Genomic DNA, 18,312 nt, shown 5'->3' with positions numbered 1-18,312 from the left:
TAGAGAAAAAAAGGAGAGAGACTGGATGAAGTCATTATCTGTATTTGCAAAAGATCTTGGCGCTGCCGTTCGGAATAAAAAAATATTGATTCCGATCATCGCCGTGCTGTTCATACCGGTCATGTACAGTGGTATGTTCCTCGGGGCCTTTTGGGACCCGTATGGAAAGATGGAGGATTTGCCCGTTGCGGTCGTCAATAACGACCAGGGCGCTGTTTTTGAAGAAAAGACGCTTCACGCTGGCGAGGATTTGGTTGCCGAGCTGAAGAAGGGAAAAGATTTTAATTGGCAATTCGTTGATCGGCAGGAAGCTGAGCAGGGCATGAAGGATAACAAATACTACATGACCATCAGCATCCCCGAGAATTTCTCACAGCAGGCGACAACTTTAATGGATGACCATCCGCAGCCTGCGCAAATCGTATTTGAACCGAATGAAGGCTACAATTTTCTGGCGGCCCAAATCGGCGGATCTGCGGTGAAGCAGATTCAGTCCAAGGTGTCCGCGAAGGTGACGGAAGCCTATACGGAAACTTTGTTCGATCAAGTAGCCAAAGTGTCCGATGGCTTGAGCGAAGCGGGAGACGGCGCAACCAAGATATCCGAAGGTGCCGTAAAACTGGATGACGGCGCCGTGAAGCTGAAGGAAAATCTGGCTAAACTCGTCAGCGGCACACAGGAGCTTCAGGATGGAATCGCACCTTTAACACAAGGTGTGCAGGAACTGAATAACGGTGCAGGCAAGCTGAACACAGGAGCTGGCACTCTTGCTTCCGGCTTGGATCAGCTGAAAGCGGGTCACAGCAAGCTGCAGGCCGGAGCTGAGGAAGCAAGCAAGGGTGGTGCCAAGCTGCAAGCGGGGATTGAATCTGCCGCAGCCGGCAGCACCGCTCTGAATGAAGGCCTGCAAGCCAACCAGGCAGGGGCTTCCCAGCTTGCGGCAGGCGCGAAAAGCGCTCATGAAGGCAGCAGCAGCCTGAAAGCCGGGCTGAATCAATCGCTGGAGGCTACGGCTTCCCTGGAGCAAGGCGCCAAAGCCGTTGCAGACGGATTGAAGAAGCTGGCTGAAAGCAATCCGGAGCTGGCGCAAAGTCCGGAGGTTCAGCAGCTGCTGGCTGCGAGCCAATCCGTTGCCTCCGGCACAAGCGGGCTGAATGCCGGCCAGAAACAGCTGGCACAAGGCGCAGCCGAGCTGAATCAAGGCACGCAGCAGCTGCAGGAAGGCGCCGGCAAGCTGAGCGCCGGAGCGAACCAGCTGGCTGAAGGCGGCAAACAGCTCGCAGCTGGCGGCCAAGAGCTGCTGGCTGGTGCCAAACAGCTGAGCGCCGGTCAAAGCCAATTGGCTGACGGCATGAAGCTGTTCGGCACGAAGCTGAGCGAAGCGGCAGCTGGCGGCAAGGAGCTCGCAAGCGGCGCAGCCACCCTTTCGCAAGGAACGGAGCAGCTTGCAGGTGGAGCGGGCAAGCTCGGAAGCGGCGTTACCACGCTTGCCGACGGCTCGAAAAAGCTGGATTCCGGAGCCGGTGAGCTGGTAAACGGGATGAGTGAATTGAAGGAAGGCAGCGGAGAGCTTGCAGGCAAGCTGAACGAGGCTGCCGACAAGACAGGCGATATCAAAACAACCGACGAAACGGTCACCATGTTTGCCGGACCGGTACAGGTTGAAGAGCACAAGGTGAACGAAGTGCCGAACTACGGTACGGGATTCGCACCATACTTCCTGTCGCTCGGTTTGTTTGTCGGAGCACTGCTCTGTACGATTATCTTGCCGATCCGCAGTGCATCGGTACCGAATGCATCGGGCTGGAACCGGTTTGTCAGCCGTACGCTGTCCTTTGCCGGTATGGGATTGATTCAAGCCTTGCTGGCAGCGGTCGTCATGCTGTACGGATTGAAGCTTGATGTACAGAGCGTTCCGCTCTTCTATCTCTTCTCTATTGTTACGAGTTTGTCGTTCATGTTCCTGGTGCAAATGTTCGTGACATGGCTGGATCAGCCTGGACGCTTCGTCGTCATCGTTATTCTGATCCTCCAATTGACAACAAGCGCAGGCACCTTCCCGGTAGAGCTGATTCCGAACTGGATGAAGGCATTGAATCCGCTGCTGCCGATGACTTACAGCGTAAAAGGCTACAAGGACGTCATTTCCACTGGAAGTTTCGACGGCATGTGGGCCAATGTGGGTGTACTGGCCGGATTCGGTCTGGTATTCCTGGCACTGACCGCCGTGTACTTCCTGGCTACCCGAAACAGCAAGAAGGCAGCGGACACCGATACAGCGGTGACTGCATAAGCAAGATATCTATTATATGAAGGAAGAGGACTTCCCCGAAGGTCGATCAGATCTCGGGGAAGTCCTTTTTTATGAAGAGATGTTTGGAGCGGGATGGCGAGGAAATGAGATAAGGTGAACAAAACCACCTGTTCGGAATGTTTTATTTGCATGTTTTTTTGCACTATTCTACATAAGTTTTAACTTTGTATTGTGATAACTCTCATAAAAACAATTCTTATCAAATTCATAAAAACTTTGAATTGCCTGCACTGTATGACGGTGATAAAATATATAGAACTAATAAATCTTACGTGTCAGGTAAATGTTACCCCTTGCCGCTTTTGCACAATACTGCATCACCTCAAGACAGTGTGTCCACTGCAGGAGAGGATTGATGTCCAACCTTTATGATTTCTGTTATTGATCAGCAGCATTTTATTCTATACAAAGAAAGGTTGCATCTTATGAAACATACTGATTTTCCCCAGAAACAGGGCCTCTATGATCCGCAGTTTGAAAAAGATGCTTGCGGTATGGGTTTTGTTGCCCATATCAAGGGTAAGCCATCCCATGAAATCGTTAGCAGCGCGCTGACCATGCTTGCCAATATGGAGCATCGCGGCGGACAGGGCAGCGAGCCGAACTCCGGTGACGGCGCTGGGATTATGTTGCAAATTCCTCACTCCTTCTTCTCCGCCGAAGCCGCGAAACTGGGCTTTGAGCTTCCGGAAGCCGGGCATTACGGTGCCGGCATGCTGTTCCTATCCCATGATCCTGCTGTCCGCTTGGCCCATGAGGACCAGTTGGCTTCGATTATTGCTGAAGAAGGTCAAACCCTGCTTGGATTCCGTGATGTACCAACCCATGATGAAATGCTGGGTAAATCCGCAAAAGCGGCAAAGCCGTATGTCCGCCAAGTGTTCATCGGACGCAGCGCCGACATTCAGGATGATCTCTCGTTCGAGCGCAAGCTGTATGTCATCCGCCGCCGTGCCGAGCTGGCGATCCGTTACAGCGGCAAGCCCGAAGGCGACAGCTTCTATGTATCCAGCCTGTCCTGCCGGAAAATCGTATATAAGGGCATGTTAACGACGGAGCAGGTAGGGGAATTTTACTTGGACCTGCAGGAAGAGGGATTGGAATCCGCTATCGCGCTGATTCACTCCCGTTTCAGTACGAACACGTTCCCAAGCTGGGAACGCGCGCATCCGTACCGCTTCATGATCCACAACGGCGAGATCAACACGCTGCGCGGAAATGTAAACTGGATGCACGCCCGTCAATCGCTGTTCGAGCATGAACTGTTCGGAAGCGATCTGGAGAAGGTGAAACCTGTCATCAACCCGGACGGATCCGATACCGGTATGTTCGATAATACATTTGAGTTCCTGTATCTCAGCGGTCGTTCCCTACCGCATGTGGCCATGATGATGGTCCCTGAGCCGTGGAGCAACCATGAGAGCATGGATAAGAGCAAAAAAGCATTCTATGAATACCACAGCACGCTGATGGAGCCATGGGACGGCCCGGCTGCGATGGCGTTCACGGACGGTGTTCAGATCGGGGCTACCCTGGACCGGAACGGATTGCGTCCATCCCGTTATTATGTAACGAAGGATGATCTGATCATTCTGTCCTCCGAAGCGGGCGTACTGGATATTCCGCCGGAAAACGTGCTGTACAAGGACCGCTTGCGTCCTGGCCGGATGCTGCTCGTTGACACGAAGGAAGGCCGGATCATCTCGGACGAAGAAGTCAAAGCAAGCATCGCCGCGGAACTTCCATACTCTGAATGGCTCGATGAGCATCTGGTAGAGCTTCATGATCTTCCTGAAGCGCCGGAACTGCCGGATCCGAAGCATGAAAATGTACGTCAGCTGCAACAGGCGTTCGGTTATACGTATGAGGAGCTGCGCAAAGTCATCGAGCCGATGGCGATCACGGGTGCGGAAGCTGTCGCATCCATGGGATACGATGCACCGCTTGCAGTGTTGTCCGACCGTCCGCAGCGGCTGTTCAACTACTTCAAGCAGATGTTCGCCCAGGTGACGAACCCGCCGATTGATGCGATTCGTGAAGAACTGGTCACTTCAACGGCAACAACGATCGGTCCGGAGCGCAATCTGCTGAAGCCGGAGCCGGAAAGCTGCCGTCACATCCGTCTGGACTCGCCGGTGCTCTCTAATGAAGATTTTGCGAAGCTGCGCCACGTTCGTCGTCCCGGCTTCAAATCCATGACCATTCCGATCTTCTTCCCGGCAGCCGAAGGTGCACAAGGGCTTCGCCAGGCGATCGATACCCTCTGCGAGGCGGCGGACCGGGTTATTGCCAAGGGCCATAACATCTTGATCTTGTCGGACCGCGGCGTGGATAAAGACAATGCTGCGATTCCATCGCTGCTTGCCGTATCATCTCTCCATCATCACCTGATCCGTCAGGGAACCCGAACCAAGGTGGCAATTCTGCTTGAATCCGGGGAGCCTCGCGAAGTGCATCATTACGCCTTGCTGCTTGGTTACGGCGTGAGCGCGGTCAATCCGTATCTGGCGTTCGAAACACTGGATGACATGATTTCCGAGGGGATGCTTCGCGGGATCTCGCATGAGAAAGCCGTGAAAAATTACATTAAAGCGGCAAGCAAGAGCGTCGTCAAAGTTTTATCGAAAATGGGGATCTCCACGATCCAATCTTATCGCGGGGCCCAAATCTTTGAGGCTGTCGGCCTCAAAGAAGATTTCGTAGAAAGCTATTTCACGCGGACACCATCCCGTATCGGAGGTATCGGTCTGGAAGAAGTGGCGGAGGAAACCCTGGCCCATCACGAGCGTGCCTTTACCGATAAGGATGGGAACGATAAAGCGCTGGATTCAGCCGGTGAATATCAATGGAGAGCTGACGGGGAAGAGCATTTGTTCAACCCGAGAACCATCCATTTGCTGCAGCAGGCTGTCCGTACCAATGACTATGCAACTTACAAGAAATACGCAGAGCTTGTGAAAGGCGAGAATGAGCAGCACCTTACGCTGCGCTCACTGCTCGAAATCAAGCCGGTCGGCGAACCGATACCACTCGATGAGGTTGAATCCGTAGAATCCATCATGCGCCGATTCAAAACGGGCGCAATGTCATTCGGCTCGATCAGCAAGGAAGCGCATGAGAGCCTAGCGATCGGGATGAACCGCATCGGAGGCAAGAGCAATACGGGCGAAGGCGGAGAGGATCCGGCCCGTTTCATCCCGGATGCTAATGGCGATTCCCGCCGCAGCGCCATCAAGCAGGTGGCTTCGGGACGTTTCGGCGTAACCTCCAACTACCTGGTGAATGCGGACGAAATCCAGATTAAGATGGCCCAGGGCGCGAAGCCGGGCGAAGGCGGACAGCTGCCGGGCCGTAAAGTATATCCTTGGGTAGCTGAGGTTCGCGGTTCGACGCCGGGTGTTGGCCTGATCTCGCCGCCGCCGCATCATGATATCTACTCCATTGAGGATTTGGCAGAGCTTATTTACGACCTGAAGAACTCCAACCCGCGTGCGGATATCAACGTGAAGCTCGTATCCGAGGTGGGAGTGGGTACGATTGCTGCGGGTGTTGCGAAGGGCCGGGCGGATATCATTCTGGTCAGTGGTTACGATGGCGGTACGGGTGCTTCGCCGCAAGGCTCGATCCGTCATGCGGGTATGCCTTGGGAGCTTGGCCTTGCCGAGACCCATCAGACGCTTATCATGAACAATCTGCGTGACCGCGTTGTGCTCGAGACAGATGGCAAAATGCTGAACGGACGCGACTTGGTGGTAGCGGCTCTGCTTGGAGCCGAAGAGTATGGGTTCTCTACTGCACCATTGGTTGCCATCGGATGTATCATGATGCGTGTCTGCCAAATGGACACCTGTCCGGTTGGCGTAGCCACTCAGAATCCGGAGCTGCGTAAGAACTTTACAGGAGATCCGGAGCATGTTGCCAACTTTATGCGATTTGTCGCTCAAGACATGCGCGAGCTGATGGCAGAGCTTGGTTTCCGCAACGTTAATGAGATGATTGGACGTACCGACTGCTTGGATGCCGTCAAAGCGGATCATCACTGGAAGAAGAAAGGCGTGGATATTTCCGCATTGCTGTATACGCCGGAGCTTCCCGAAGGCAGCACTCGCTATCGTACGCAAAGACAGAATCATGGCCTGGAAGAAACGCTGGATATGCGTTCACTGCTCGCCAGCGCTGCGCCTGCATTGGAATCGGGAGCAGCGGTGGAAGGTACCTTCCCAATCACAAACGTGGATCGTGCAGTGGGTACCATTCTGGGCAGTGAAGTCACCCGCAAATACGGTGCTGCCGGACTGCCGGAAGACACGATTCAATTTAACTTCGTGGGTTCCGCAGGCCAGAGCTTTGGTGCCTTTGTGCCGAAAGGGATGACGCTGACGGTTGAAGGGGATGCGAATGACTATATCGGTAAAGGTCTTTCCGGCGGCAAGCTGATCGTGAAGCCTTCACCGAAAGCAACCTTCAAAGCGGAGGAGAACATCATTGCCGGTAATACCGCGTTCTATGGTGCTACAGGCGGTGAAGCCTACGTAAGAGGCATTGCCGGCGAGCGCTTTGCCGTTCGTAACTCGGGTGCGAGCATTGTCGTTGAAGGTGTCGGCGATCATGGCTGTGAATATATGACCGGCGGCCGGGTAGTCGTTCTCGGGGAAACCGGACGCAACTTCGCAGCCGGGATGTCCGGTGGTGTAGCCTATGTCTATGATCCTGAAGGAACTTTTATGGATCGCTGTAATCTGGAGATGGTGCTCCTTGAGCGCGTGGAGGATGCTGCAGAAGCGGAAGAACTCCGTCATCTTGTCCAGCAGCATGAGCAGTACACCGGCAGTGTGCCGGCACAGCAAATTCTAGGAGACTGGGATCAGGCGCTCAGCCGCTTTGTCCGTATCATTCCGAAGGATTACAAACGTATGCTGCTGCATATCGAAAAGGCTCAAGACCAAGGCCTGGCGGGTGAAGCTGCGCTCCTCGCCGCATTTGAGGCGAATATGAGAGAGCTGGCTCGTACAGGGAACTAGCATCTGTTGTTATGTTAATCAGAAACCACATTGTGTTCTTTAATGAATGCAATGTGGTTTTTTTTCATATATAAAATAAGCTGTGATGAGTGTTATTAAGAAATTTATATTTTTCAACAAAATATTCCAAAAGAAAATTCGACAAAATTAGAACCCGAAGCATAGGACAAAGGCTCCACAAGACGACAGCATCATGTGGATTCGTTCGTTATAATATTGGTAAGTAAGTTGTTTAATAGGTTTGTTGCTGTATATATGGTAATTTCAACACGTATTAGCAGCTGGGATGGAGAGGAAATTATAGATAAGCGAGGTAGTTGTGGAAATGAGTGTGGACAAGGAGAGAGGCTCCGGAAGCACCGAGCAGCGGCTTGACCAGCAGAAAACGAACATCGACATCAATAAGCTCATGACTCAATTGGGAATCCATCCTGATAAATGGCTGCAATTGGAGGAACGAAAAGATTAGATATGATCTCATGGTGACAAGAAAATCCCCGACATGTTGGGATAGTCGTATCCTACACGTCGGGGATTTGTAGTTCTTGGGCATGGAGCCGTTATTTCATGGCCCGTTCCATGCGGACAAATGCAATAAATCGCTTGGCTTCATCTTCAGTTAGTTTACGGCCGTCCACTGTAAGGTTAAAGCGTTCCAATAAATCCTCATCGGATAGTTCAAGTCCGTCCACAAACGATCGAACCTCCGCATCAAGCACCGTTTTTTCCTGTGTCGTTCTCCCGATCAGATAATCTATGGATACGTCAAACAGATCTGCCAGGCGGGTCAATGTTTCGAAATCGGGCTTGCGCCGATTTTTTTCATAATGGGATAGTGCAGCACGTGTAATACCGACAGAGGTAGCGAGCTCTTCCTGAGTCCACCCATGCTGTTCACGTAATTCAGATATTCGTTCTCCGTAGTTCACGCATTGATCCCCCTTTCGAATGGCTTGTATCTATAGAAGTTAGTTGAATAGATCTAAAAGTTAAAATTGCCGATTATTATATACATAAAAAGACTACTTTTTATTGACTAGATACAATATGTATCGTATTATAAACATTAATAAGATACATATTGTATCTACAATGTAAAGGTTTGGGTACAGTTAGTATCATTTTATCCATTGCAGAAATGTCCCATACCAAAAAAATTATAATAAGGAGCGGATGGGTTACCTCCAATGTTACGAGAACGGCAACACCAAATTACAGTAAGGATTAGAGTCATGCAGATCGGGGAATTAACCATTCATGGGAAAAGTCATTCCGTTACGCCGCTAGAGCTGCTGCCAAGTGGTCTTGTATTCCTATGTCCTTGGGAAATACCGATTCATTCTAATGTTATATTGGGTTACGAAATTGATGATAATGTGGATCATATTTTGCTTTCGGGCCGCATTGAATCAAGGGGACTCTTTTACGGACGCCAATTGTATCATACGGAATTCCATACAGACGTCGATAAAAAGACGCGTATCGTGGGTATGTTGAACCGAATGATGTTCGGTCACAACGAGTCGAATAAAATGAGTCTCTATAACTGAAACGTAATTCATGGATAGCCTGCAGCGAACAGGTATTCACGATGAATCATTATCATGGTTTATTGATATTCTACTATATTTATGTTGCTTGGTCATTAGTTCTTTTACCTTAAATCCTTGTGCATGATGAGGGATAGATCTAGAATAACGTTGTTTTTTCCTGCGATTAATGAAACTTCATTATATGATTTCATATGTAGATTTTTATTTAAACTTATAATTGGAGTTGTATATCTAGTTCAATGTAATCATGAAACATCCTCGATACATATTTCTGCGAGTTCCCTTTCTCCTGACCCTTATTCACTACGAATTCAATGTATTTATTGATAAGCGAATGATAAAAAAGCGATAAAACAAGACTTTCGCTCACCATACCGATGATGAAGGAGATTCTTTAAGTCGTGATTTAACGTCGACCTATAACGGAACGTGATAAGGTCAACGCAATGGAGGGCATCACTGGATGAAAATGACAAGGAAATGGGTCCTGTGGCTGCTGGCTATGCTTATACTGCTGCCTTCAGCTTATCTTCTGTATACGTATCAATCCATTAAAACGACAGCAAATCGGATTTACGAAGAACGGGAGCCTTCGCCAGTTATTCCAACCTTCGTACAGGATCGGACGACCATTCGGGTCGGAGAAAAGAATATGAAGGACGCTGATCCATTTACTGTTCTGGTTTTGGGCGTAGACCAAAGGCCCTACGATCGTGGGCGATCCGACGTCATGATATTAATGGCAGTAAACCCTGCAAAGGGGTCAGTACTGATTTTTAATATTCCACGTGATACTAGAACTGATATTGTAGGACATGGAACGGTGGATAAAATCAACCATGCCTATGCCTTTGGAGGCGTTGAGATGTCGGTCAGCAGTGTCGAGAATTTTTTGCAATTCCCTATCGATTACTACATTAAAGTGGACATGGAGGGATTCTCCAGCATTGTGGATTCATTGGGTGGAGTCACCGTAAATAACCATATGCGGTTCGAATATGCTGGCTATGACTTTGATCAGGGGAAGCTGAACTTAAACGGTGATGAAGCACTGGCATTCTCGCGTATGCGGTTTGAAGATCCTAAGGGAGACTTAGGTAGAAATGCAAGGCAACGGGAGGTTCTGAAAGGGATCTTAAATAAGTTAATAAGGATTTCGACTGTCTTTAAACTGGAATCGCTTCTGGACAACATTGGAAACAGTGTCAAAACGGATATTTCGTTTGAAGAGATGAAGATGTTTGTAACGGAGTACCGTCAACAACTAAACAAGCTGGAGCAGGTTGAAATTGCTGGCCACGGTCAAAAAATGAATGGAATTTGGTATTATATCGTCGCTGATCAAGAAAGAGAAAAGATAACGTCTACTTTAAGAGCGTATATGGAATGACTCGTAACACAAAACCCCCTTTTTGAGTAGAGGGGGTTTTGTGTGTGAAGTAGAATAACGAAGCTTTCGGTTATTTTGATTATATTGGAGTGGGGGGACTAAACAGACTATCTTCCAATGATTTGATCAATCGTGGTTTGAAATACGTCCGCTAATCTTGTTAGCGTTTCCAGATTTGGTTCTCTGCGGTCCTTTTCATAATGTGATAAAGAAGCCCGACTGATACCAATAAGCTCGGATAGCTCTTCTTGGGTCCAACCTTTTTGCTCCCGCAATTTTGCAATGCGAGATCCATATGACATCCATACTCACCTCTCTACAAGTTCCATTAATTTAGAGCAAACATACATAACATAAAACAACTAATATGATACAAAATGTATCCTAAATTCCGTTGATCGTCAATACATATTGTAGCAATTATTAAAAAATTAGAAAAAAATGTATCCTTCTTCATCACTCCGTTTTAAGGATATTTCGGATTCTGTAGTCTCGTCGGGATTTGATTTATTTACGTTTGACAAAGAGTAACAATTTATATAGAATTTTTGTAGTGGATACATTTTGTATCATCCTGTACATAGAATAGAAGCATCAATCCCGGAGAGGAGATGACGGGATGAAAGAAGTGATGATGTATTGCGTCAGTTGCTGTCGGATGCTTCCCATTGCCCAAAGCCACAGCTTGTATAAAACCGGCTTCTATAAGCATAATGTTCCGGCGGGGGTCTGCAAGGAGTGTCAATCGGCTTTGTTGGTGCATCGGAAGTAGACGGCTCCATTAAAAAGCAGTATAGGGGTCATGCATTTCAACAATTTTGTCCTTTGCTCTAGTATTGTATAATTGTGGAGATTGACATGATACAAGGGCAAAGGAGAATAGATTACATGAAGCAGGAACCGCTGGTAAGACTGCTCGGGGTTACGAAGAAAATCTCGTCCAAGGTTTTGGTAGATCATGTGACTTTAGATATCCCACCTGGACAAATCTTCGGGTTTCTTGGGCCGAACGGGGCAGGCAAGACAACGACCATTCGCATGATGGTCGGGCTGATGTCCATCACCCAGGGGGATATTACCATCGGGGGCTACAGCATACGGAAGAATTATGAACAGGCAGCCGCGCAAATTGGGGCGATCGTCGAGAACCCTGAGATGTATAAATTTTTATCTGGATATAACAATCTGAAGCACTTTGCGCGCATGATGCAGGGCATTACCAAGGAGCGAATCGATGAGGTAGTGGAACTTGTCGGGCTCGGGAATCGGATTCATGAGAAAGTGCAGACCTATTCGCTGGGGATGCGCCAACGGCTCGGCGTGGCACAGGCACTACTGCATCGACCGAAGCTTCTGATCCTGGACGAGCCTACGAATGGCTTGGACCCGCAGGGCATTCGGGAGCTGCGTGATTATTTGCGCCGATTGACGCAGGAGGAAGGGACGACCGTATTCGTCTCCAGTCATTTGTTGTCTGAAATGGAGCTGATGTGTGATACCGTTGGCATTATACGTCACGGCAAGCTGATTGATATCCGGCAGCTGCGGACGGCCGAGGGAGAGCGGGTGTTTGAAGAGACGGCTTTTACCGTCAATGACGCGGATGCAGCGGCAGTACTGCTCCAAGAATTCCAAGTGTCAACCCGCGATCACCGAATCATTGTCCGCGGCGACGAGAACATGATTGCGGATATCAACGCGGTATTGGTCGGGGCGGGCATACGCGTGTATGCCATACAGCCGGTGACCCGGTCGCTAGAGGATCAATTTTTGGAAATGACGGGAGGGGGATCCGTTGTTGAATAACTTTACCCGTCTTGTTGCCAATGAGAATATGAAAATTTACTATCGCGTACGGACATGGGTCATGCTGGGGATTCTTCTATTGTTTAATGCGGCCATGCCTACCATGCTGTACTTTACGAATGCGCCGATGGATGTCTGGACCGTATTTACATGGACGGAGAGTTTCACCATCTACCTAAGTACCATATTCACGGTGATCGTCGCGTCGGACATCGTGGCCGGGGAGTTTGCCGGAGGCACCATCAAATTGCTGCTGATTCGGCCGTGGAGCCGAGGGAAGATTCTGTTGTCCAAATTCACCTCCCTGATCCTATTCGGTCTGCTCTGTGCAGGAATCACGGCCGTGGTGGGGATCGCCATGTCGCTGCTCTTGTTCTCCGGCAACACCGGATTATCGGGTGGATTCGAGGGATCGTCGATGAACAACTCCCTGCTTCTCCTGCTGACGGATACGATCCAGGCACTGGTCATCTCGCTGATTGCGTTTATGCTCTCTACGGTATTTCGTTCTGGCGGTCTGGCGATTGGATTATCGCTGCTGGTCCTGTTCACCAAGGATATTTTCGGTTTTATCTTTAATCCGGAGCGGTTTGAATGGGCGAAGTATTTACTCTTTCTCCACACCGACCTGAGCGGCTATATCCAGTCGCCTGTCGGACCGGGGGGAGTAGGATTAGGTTTTTCCATCACGATTCTGGGTGTTTATTGCTTGTTGTTCATGCTCATCTCTTGGTTGGTCTTTACGAAGAGAGACGTGGCAGCCTAATGATAAGAAAAGAGCTCCTTCTGTCCGTGTGAATCACAGGGATGGGAAGGGGCTCTTTCATTATATCGGCTGAAAGAACTGGCCGATCGATATAAAACTGCCGGGTTCGGGTGGTCGCCGTCCATATGCTGGGTTAACCTGCTTCCGAGCGCTGGAGCGGCAGTGTGGTGTCCGTTGACTCCGCAGTTTCTTGACTGGAGGTTTGATGCTCCATTCGGCTAGCTCCATTTAGGAGTCCGCCTTCCATAACGATTAGGGAAGCGGCGTAAACATCCCCATACATTTGCCCGGTAGGCGTAATAGTCAGTTTGTTTTCCGCCGTCACATCGCCGTACACCTTGCCGGCGACGATGACTTCCCGAGCGGAAATATTGGAGCGGGCAATCGCTTCTTCGCCGATGGTGACACAGCCTTGGCTTTCAATGGAGCCGTTAAAGCGGCCGTCAACCCGCAGGTTTTCCTCGCATTGCAGCACGCCCTCAACTTCGCTTCCTGGTCCAATTAGCGTATCCGTTCGCTGGGAAGCCCGCTTGTTCTTGTTTTTCTTTTTCATATTACATTCCTCCTCATCATAAATGGATGGTGTTTACTGCAGATAAGGCAACGGGTCAATCGTCTGGTTGTTTTTGACGACCTGGAAATGAAGATGAGGGCCTGTGCTTCGCCCGGAGGATCCCAGCTTGCCAATGGCTTCACCTTGATCGACATGATCGCCTACCGACACGTCCAGACTGTCCAGATGCATGTACCAGGTCTCCAGACCATTCGGATGTTTGACCACGATATAAAGCCCCCGGGCTCCGCTGCGTTCCGCTGCCGTCACCTCACCGGCACCTGCAGCATAGATGGGATCCCCAGTTTTACCGGCAATATCGATGCCGGCATGATAGGCCGAACGCCCGGTAAAAGGATCGCTCCGATAACCGAAATTCGATGTCAGCCGTTTAGAGGTGGTTGGCCATAGAGAGGGCGTGCCTTCACGTTTCTCTTGGGTCTCCTGGGCTTGATCCAGCGTGCGCGGAATATGACGCTCCATGCGTGAAATCAACTGCTGAATCTCCTCGAAATCATCATGGGTCTCCCTTGCGAGACTTAACATTTCATTCTCATGAACGGCAATGAATTCCCCTCCGACATGCTGCTTATCCTCCGCTGTGATGGAGGAGGTCTGTCCTGACAAGCTGCCGTGCTTCTGAATAAACTGCTGAAGCTCCTGCTCCAGCTGCTGAACGCGCTCCATCTGGACCTTCGTTTGCTCTGCTTCACCCGACAGCTGAATGATAGCTTTGTTTAGGCGTTCTATGGCTTCTTCCTTGTCGGTAACTGTCACTTCCATCTTTAAAGCTTCCAGGCTTTTCAGCATCAGCTGCTGCTCCAGTCCCGAGATCGTTTGAGCCGACTGGATTTGCAGGGAAACGATTAGTCCGGCGATGGACAAAATAGCGGCCGCGGGCACCGCTATCATGAGAGGCTTGGACAGATGGATCTGTTTGACTGAATGCTGGGCATCCCGAAGCACCAGCAGGGTTAAGCGTTGTTTACGGTGTGTGGTTTTCATGGCATCTCCCTTCCATACATCGTTTGTGGATCATGGTACCCGCTAGACTTGGCCAGCTCCTTATCTAGTATGTATTCTATTCTTTCGAAGAACATGTCAAAAATTATTAGATAAGAGAACTTATTCAGTATGGTGCGTCATTGGGTAATTGAATAAATACATATGAAATTGGTCAATGATGTAGTGTAGTTATTCGGTTCAAAATACCACTATTCTTCATGGTGAGGAGGCTGCCGGTATGGTGTGGCTTCTGGTTGCACTTATTATTTTTATTTTGCAGATGGTTGCAGTGCTGCTGCTGGAATTTCGGAATCCGTCCAAGGCCGTGGCCTGGCTGTTTATTTTATTTTGCCTCCCATTGATCGGGTTTGTACTATATTTCTTTGTGGCGAGGGACTATCAGAAGCGGTTGAAGATTCGCAAGCGGGGCTCCAGACTGTTTCAGGAGCTCAGGGGGCACCTCTGGGATCGGGCCGCTGTTGTCCGGCACAAGGAAGGTATGAACAATGCCGGATTTCATCATAATGACCGTTTGTTCAATCTGCTCAATCACTTGTCGGAGAGTCCGATCACGGGGTGTAATCAGAGCCGCGTGTTGACGGACGGGGAAGAGACTTATGCTGCTATGTTGAGCGCTATGGAACAGGCCAAACACCACATCCATGTGGAGTTCTATATCTTTCGTCATGACCGGATCGGCACGAAGTTTCAGGATGTCATGATTCGAAAGGCGCAAGAAGGCGTGAAGGTACGCCTGGTTTGTGACGGGCTGGGCAGTTATAAACTTAAGAAAACGTTCATTCAGCGGTTCAAGGAATCGGGAGTGGAGTTCTATTTCTTCCTGCCCGCCATGGTTTCGATGTTCAGCCGCAGAATCAATTACCGGAATCACCGTAAAATCGTCGTGGTGGACGGCATAATCGGTTTTCTTGGCGGGATTAACGTCGGGGACGACTATCTGGGCGAATACCCGAAAATGGGCTACTGGCGCGATACGCATCTGGAAGTAAAGGGAGATGCGGTGTACTTCCTGCAAAATGTGTTTCTGCACGATTGGAAGCTTGCATCCGGAGAACGCATCGTGGATTTCGGGCTGTTCCCGAAGCATCAATGCACGGGGGATGAGCAAGTGCAAATATTGAGCAGCGGACCGGATCTGAACTGGAATGCCATCCAGGAGATGTGCTTCGGGGCGATTTCCGTGGCCAAGGAACGGATATGGATCACAACGCCGTATTTCATTCCCGATGAAGGGATATATGAGGCGCTGAAGACGGCAGCGGTGAGCGGTGTGGATGTACGGATCATTATTCCGGATCGTGCCGATTCCCGTTTTGTGAAAATGGCGAGCTTGTCCTACGTGGAAGAACTGCTGGCAGCGGGAGTTACCTTCTACGAGTATGAAAAAGGGTTCATCCATGCCAAGGTGCTCATTGTGGACGAGCTTCTAGGCTCGGTCGGTACGGCGAATATGGATATGCGGAGTTTCTTCTGTAATTTCGAGCTGACAGCCGTACTGTTTGATCAGGCCCCGATAGAACGGTTGGTTTCGGATTTTAAGGAGGATCTCAAACAGAGCCGACTGATTGACGCGGAGGTATTTCGTCAGCGCGGAAGATGGCAGAGAGCAGCCGAAATTTTATGCAGGATGCTGTCACCCTTATTATAAAAGGAATAACTTACATGAGATGTGGGAATGACGGAAATCCGAGTAAAAAGCAGGATAAACTGCGAAAAGATTATGTCCAGCTTTTGTTTATATGATAGAATATTTATAAGGGTTTCACTTATAAATATAAATTAGCTTAGCTTTCATAAGTTGAACGGGGGAGATTTATGTCAAGTGATGTGAAGATTCTTGCGCCAGTGAAAGCGGAGCAGCAGAAGCCGGAGAATCCCAAGGCAGGCTCAACCACCTTGAAGCTTCTCCGTCGTCTGGTGTTCTTAACTTTCGGTGCGGTACTGATGGCAGTAGGGCTGGAGATCTTTCTGGTACCCAACAAAATTATTGACGGAGGCATTACCGGCGTATCCATTATGGTTTCCCATATCACCAATGTTCCGCTAGGTATATTCCTGACATTGTTCAACCTTCCGTTTTTGTTTATGGGGTATAAACAAATCGGGAAAACCTTTGCATTATCTACGCTGTTCGCCGTAGTGATCATGTCCATTGGAACTTATTTTCTGCATCCCGTCGATCCGATCACTATCGATCCGCTGCTTGCGGCCGTGTTCGGCGGCGTTCTGCTTGGTATCGGGGTTGGTCTTGTTATCCGGTCCGGCGGCTCCTTGGACGGAACGGAAATCGTAGCCATTTTGATCAACAAGAAGACACCGTTCTCCGTCGGCGAAATCGTGATGTTCATTAACGTATTTATTCTTGGCAGCGCAGGATTTATTTTCGGTTGGGATCATGCCATGTACTCGTTGATTGCTTATTACCTGGCGTTTAAACTGATTGACATTACAATCGAAGGCATTGATCAATCCAAATCGGTTTGGATTATCAGTGATAAGCATAAGGAGATCGGTGATGCGCTGACCCAACGTTTGGGACGCGGCGTAACCTATCTGGATGGTGAGGGCGCTTATTCCGGGGACAGCAAGAAGGTTATCTTTGTTGTCATTACCCGTCTGGAAGAAGCGAAACTCAAATCGATCGTGGAAGATTGGGACTCCCAGGCTTTTGTCGCCATCGGGAACATCCATGATGTGAAGGGCGGCCGCTTTAAGAAGAAAGCCATTCACTAATAACCATGAAGTGTTATGTTCCACCCATGTTGAGAGTTAACACGGGTGGAACATTTTTTTGTTTAAGGGGCATCTGCGTGCAGGCGAAGCGCCTTCTTCTCTCGCCCATATTGACGAATGATTCTTGTCATCGCCTGCACTGCCGCGGATTGACCCACGGCCTGGTTCACGGTTCCGGTGAAATAGAGTCCTGATTCGGGGTGATGGAAGGCAAATGCGCCGGATTGCCCCCAGTGACCGATAAGTCCTCGCCCTAGGCCGAATGGAGAGAGCGGCTGTCTTGAAATGCCGATGCCATAGAAAAAGGGTCCAGGTGCCCATAGAAAATTCCATTGCCTCTGGAGCTCATCCAAATCGCTGATCGGAAACAAATCCCCGTTAAAAAAGGAGCGCAGGAACATCATCGTTTCCCTTGCCGTTGAGACAATGCCGCCTTCCGCTCCGATGGACGCCATGTACAAAGGAAGGTCCAAACGCTTTTTCTTATAATAGAAAGGAATGGGGCTGGTATCCTCGGGATCATCGAAAAAATACGTTTGTGTCAGATTCAGCTTGTCGAAGATGTACTCCTTGAATACGTTCTGAATGGATTCGCCCTTGATATTCTCGATTATTTGTCCAAGCAGCCTGTAGTTGGTGTCGGAATATTGGGCTCTATTTCTTTGGCCAGGTTTGAATTTGGGCTTTAGCCGTCTGGCTGCATCCAATGTTTTGTCCAGACTCCAAGCCTGATCATGCCCGGCAATGAGATCCGAGAAGACGTCCCCGGAAAAATAGTCCGGGATGCCTGACGTATTGGACATTAACTGTTTGACCGTGATTTCTTCGGTGTAATCCCTGTTCTCCATCATATGGAGTCCCGCCATGATCTCTTTTGAAAGGTACCTGCCGATTGGATCATCGAGCCCAATCCGCTGCTCCGCCCGTAATTTCAAAAGTACAGCTGTCACGTACAATTTGGTCACGCTGGCAATGAAATAGCGGTCCTCGGTCTGCATCTCCCCGCCGCTGCTGACAAGGGACAGGGATTGCATCTGGTCCTCAACGCATAAAACCGTGCTAAACACATTCCTTTTATTAGCGAGCCGAGCCAAGCATTCATCCAGAAGCGACTGCTCCAGGTATCTTCCCATTCTCCATATACCTCCCA

The 18,312-nt window shown here is 49.6% G+C and carries 13 protein-coding genes and 1 pseudogene; 9 read left to right on the top strand and 5 right to left on the bottom strand.

Annotation, left to right across the window (positions count from 1 at the left end; all coding sequences use genetic code 11):
* Window positions 1-25: 25 nt before the first annotated feature.
* The 3 genes from PAEVO_RS20185 (at window position 26) to PAEVO_RS33900 (ending at window position 7,804) form a co-directional block, all read left to right on the top strand.
* On the top strand, window positions 26-2,293 hold the full coding sequence (locus tag PAEVO_RS20185; protein ID WP_100539142.1) for a YhgE/Pip domain-containing protein: 2,268 nt from the start codon (window positions 26-28) through the stop codon (window positions 2,291-2,293).
* Window positions 2,294-2,739: 446 nt separating this feature from the next.
* Window positions 2,740-7,335 (top strand): glutamate synthase large subunit, encoded by a 4,596-nt coding sequence (gltB, locus tag PAEVO_RS20180; protein ID WP_100539524.1) that lies wholly within the window; start codon window positions 2,740-2,742, stop codon window positions 7,333-7,335.
* Window positions 7,336-7,660: 325 nt separating this feature from the next.
* On the top strand, window positions 7,661-7,804 hold the full coding sequence (locus PAEVO_RS33900; RefSeq protein WP_164817460.1) for a hypothetical protein: 144 nt from the start codon (window positions 7,661-7,663) through the stop codon (window positions 7,802-7,804).
* A 91-nt stretch (window positions 7,805-7,895) separates the two neighbouring features.
* Here the strand turns inward: PAEVO_RS33900 and PAEVO_RS20175 are convergent, their stop codons facing one another.
* A complete protein-coding gene (locus tag PAEVO_RS20175) occupies window positions 7,896-8,264 on the bottom strand; it encodes a helix-turn-helix domain-containing protein (protein WP_076324736.1) in 369 nt (122 codons plus the stop codon).
* A gap of 258 nt (window positions 8,265-8,522) precedes the next feature.
* Between PAEVO_RS20175 and PAEVO_RS20170 the strand changes: the two genes are divergently transcribed.
* Together PAEVO_RS20170 and PAEVO_RS20165 are read left to right on the top strand one after the other, a co-directional pair.
* The gene (locus tag PAEVO_RS20170) at window positions 8,523-8,885 is read left to right on the top strand and encodes a hypothetical protein (RefSeq protein WP_100539141.1); all 363 of its coding nucleotides are present in this window, start codon (window positions 8,523-8,525) and stop codon (window positions 8,883-8,885) included.
* Window positions 8,886-9,351: 466 nt separating this feature from the next.
* A complete protein-coding gene (locus tag PAEVO_RS20165; RefSeq protein ID WP_100539140.1) occupies window positions 9,352-10,278 on the top strand; it encodes an LCP family glycopolymer transferase in 927 nt (308 codons plus the stop codon).
* A 110-nt stretch (window positions 10,279-10,388) separates the two neighbouring features.
* Here PAEVO_RS20165 and PAEVO_RS20160 read toward each other — a convergent pair.
* Window positions 10,389-10,580: pseudogene (locus tag PAEVO_RS20160) on the bottom strand (helix-turn-helix domain-containing protein); the annotation flags it as partial.
* Window positions 10,581-11,166: 586 nt separating this feature from the next.
* Between PAEVO_RS20160 and PAEVO_RS20155 the strand changes: the two are divergent.
* A complete protein-coding gene (locus PAEVO_RS20155) occupies window positions 11,167-12,084 on the top strand; it encodes an ABC transporter ATP-binding protein (protein ID WP_100539138.1) in 918 nt (305 codons plus the stop codon).
* Entirely contained in the window at window positions 12,077-12,850 is a 774-nt protein-coding gene (locus PAEVO_RS20150; RefSeq protein WP_394054131.1) for an ABC transporter permease, read from the top strand. The genes PAEVO_RS20155 and PAEVO_RS20150 overlap by 8 nt, the downstream gene beginning before the upstream one ends.
* A 133-nt stretch (window positions 12,851-12,983) precedes the next feature.
* On the opposite strand, the gene PAEVO_RS20145 is transcribed toward PAEVO_RS20150, so the two are convergent.
* A complete protein-coding gene (locus PAEVO_RS20145) occupies window positions 12,984-13,403 on the bottom strand; it encodes a bactofilin family protein (protein WP_100539136.1) in 420 nt (139 codons plus the stop codon).
* Window positions 13,404-13,436: 33 nt separating this feature from the next.
* On the bottom strand, window positions 13,437-14,408 hold the full coding sequence (locus PAEVO_RS20140) for a M23 family metallopeptidase (protein WP_100539135.1): 972 nt from the start codon (window positions 14,406-14,408) through the stop codon (window positions 13,437-13,439).
* Between the two features lie 238 nt (window positions 14,409-14,646).
* On the opposite strand from PAEVO_RS20140, the gene cls reads away from it, so the two are divergent.
* Both cls and PAEVO_RS20130 read left to right on the top strand, forming a co-directional pair.
* Window positions 14,647-16,077, top strand: coding sequence for a cardiolipin synthase (cls, locus tag PAEVO_RS20135; protein ID WP_100539134.1), 1,431 nt, complete (start codon window positions 14,647-14,649; stop codon window positions 16,075-16,077).
* Window positions 16,078-16,244: 167 nt separating this feature from the next.
* Entirely contained in the window at window positions 16,245-17,162 is a 918-nt protein-coding gene (locus PAEVO_RS20130) for a YitT family protein (protein ID WP_100539133.1), read from the top strand.
* A 62-nt stretch (window positions 17,163-17,224) separates the two neighbouring features.
* Here the strand turns inward: PAEVO_RS20130 and PAEVO_RS20125 are convergent, their stop codons facing one another.
* Complete coding sequence (locus PAEVO_RS20125; protein ID WP_100539132.1) at window positions 17,225-18,295, bottom strand: serine hydrolase domain-containing protein; 1,071 nt, start codon at window positions 18,293-18,295, stop codon at window positions 17,225-17,227.
* Between the last annotated feature and the right edge of the window lie 17 nt (window positions 18,296-18,312).

The organism is Paenibacillus sp. GM2FR (assembly GCF_002803325.1).
Lineage (GTDB): Bacteria > Bacillota > Bacilli > Paenibacillales > Paenibacillaceae > Paenibacillus_AQ > Paenibacillus_AQ lautus.
This window is presented reverse-complemented; position numbering and strand designations above follow the sequence as displayed.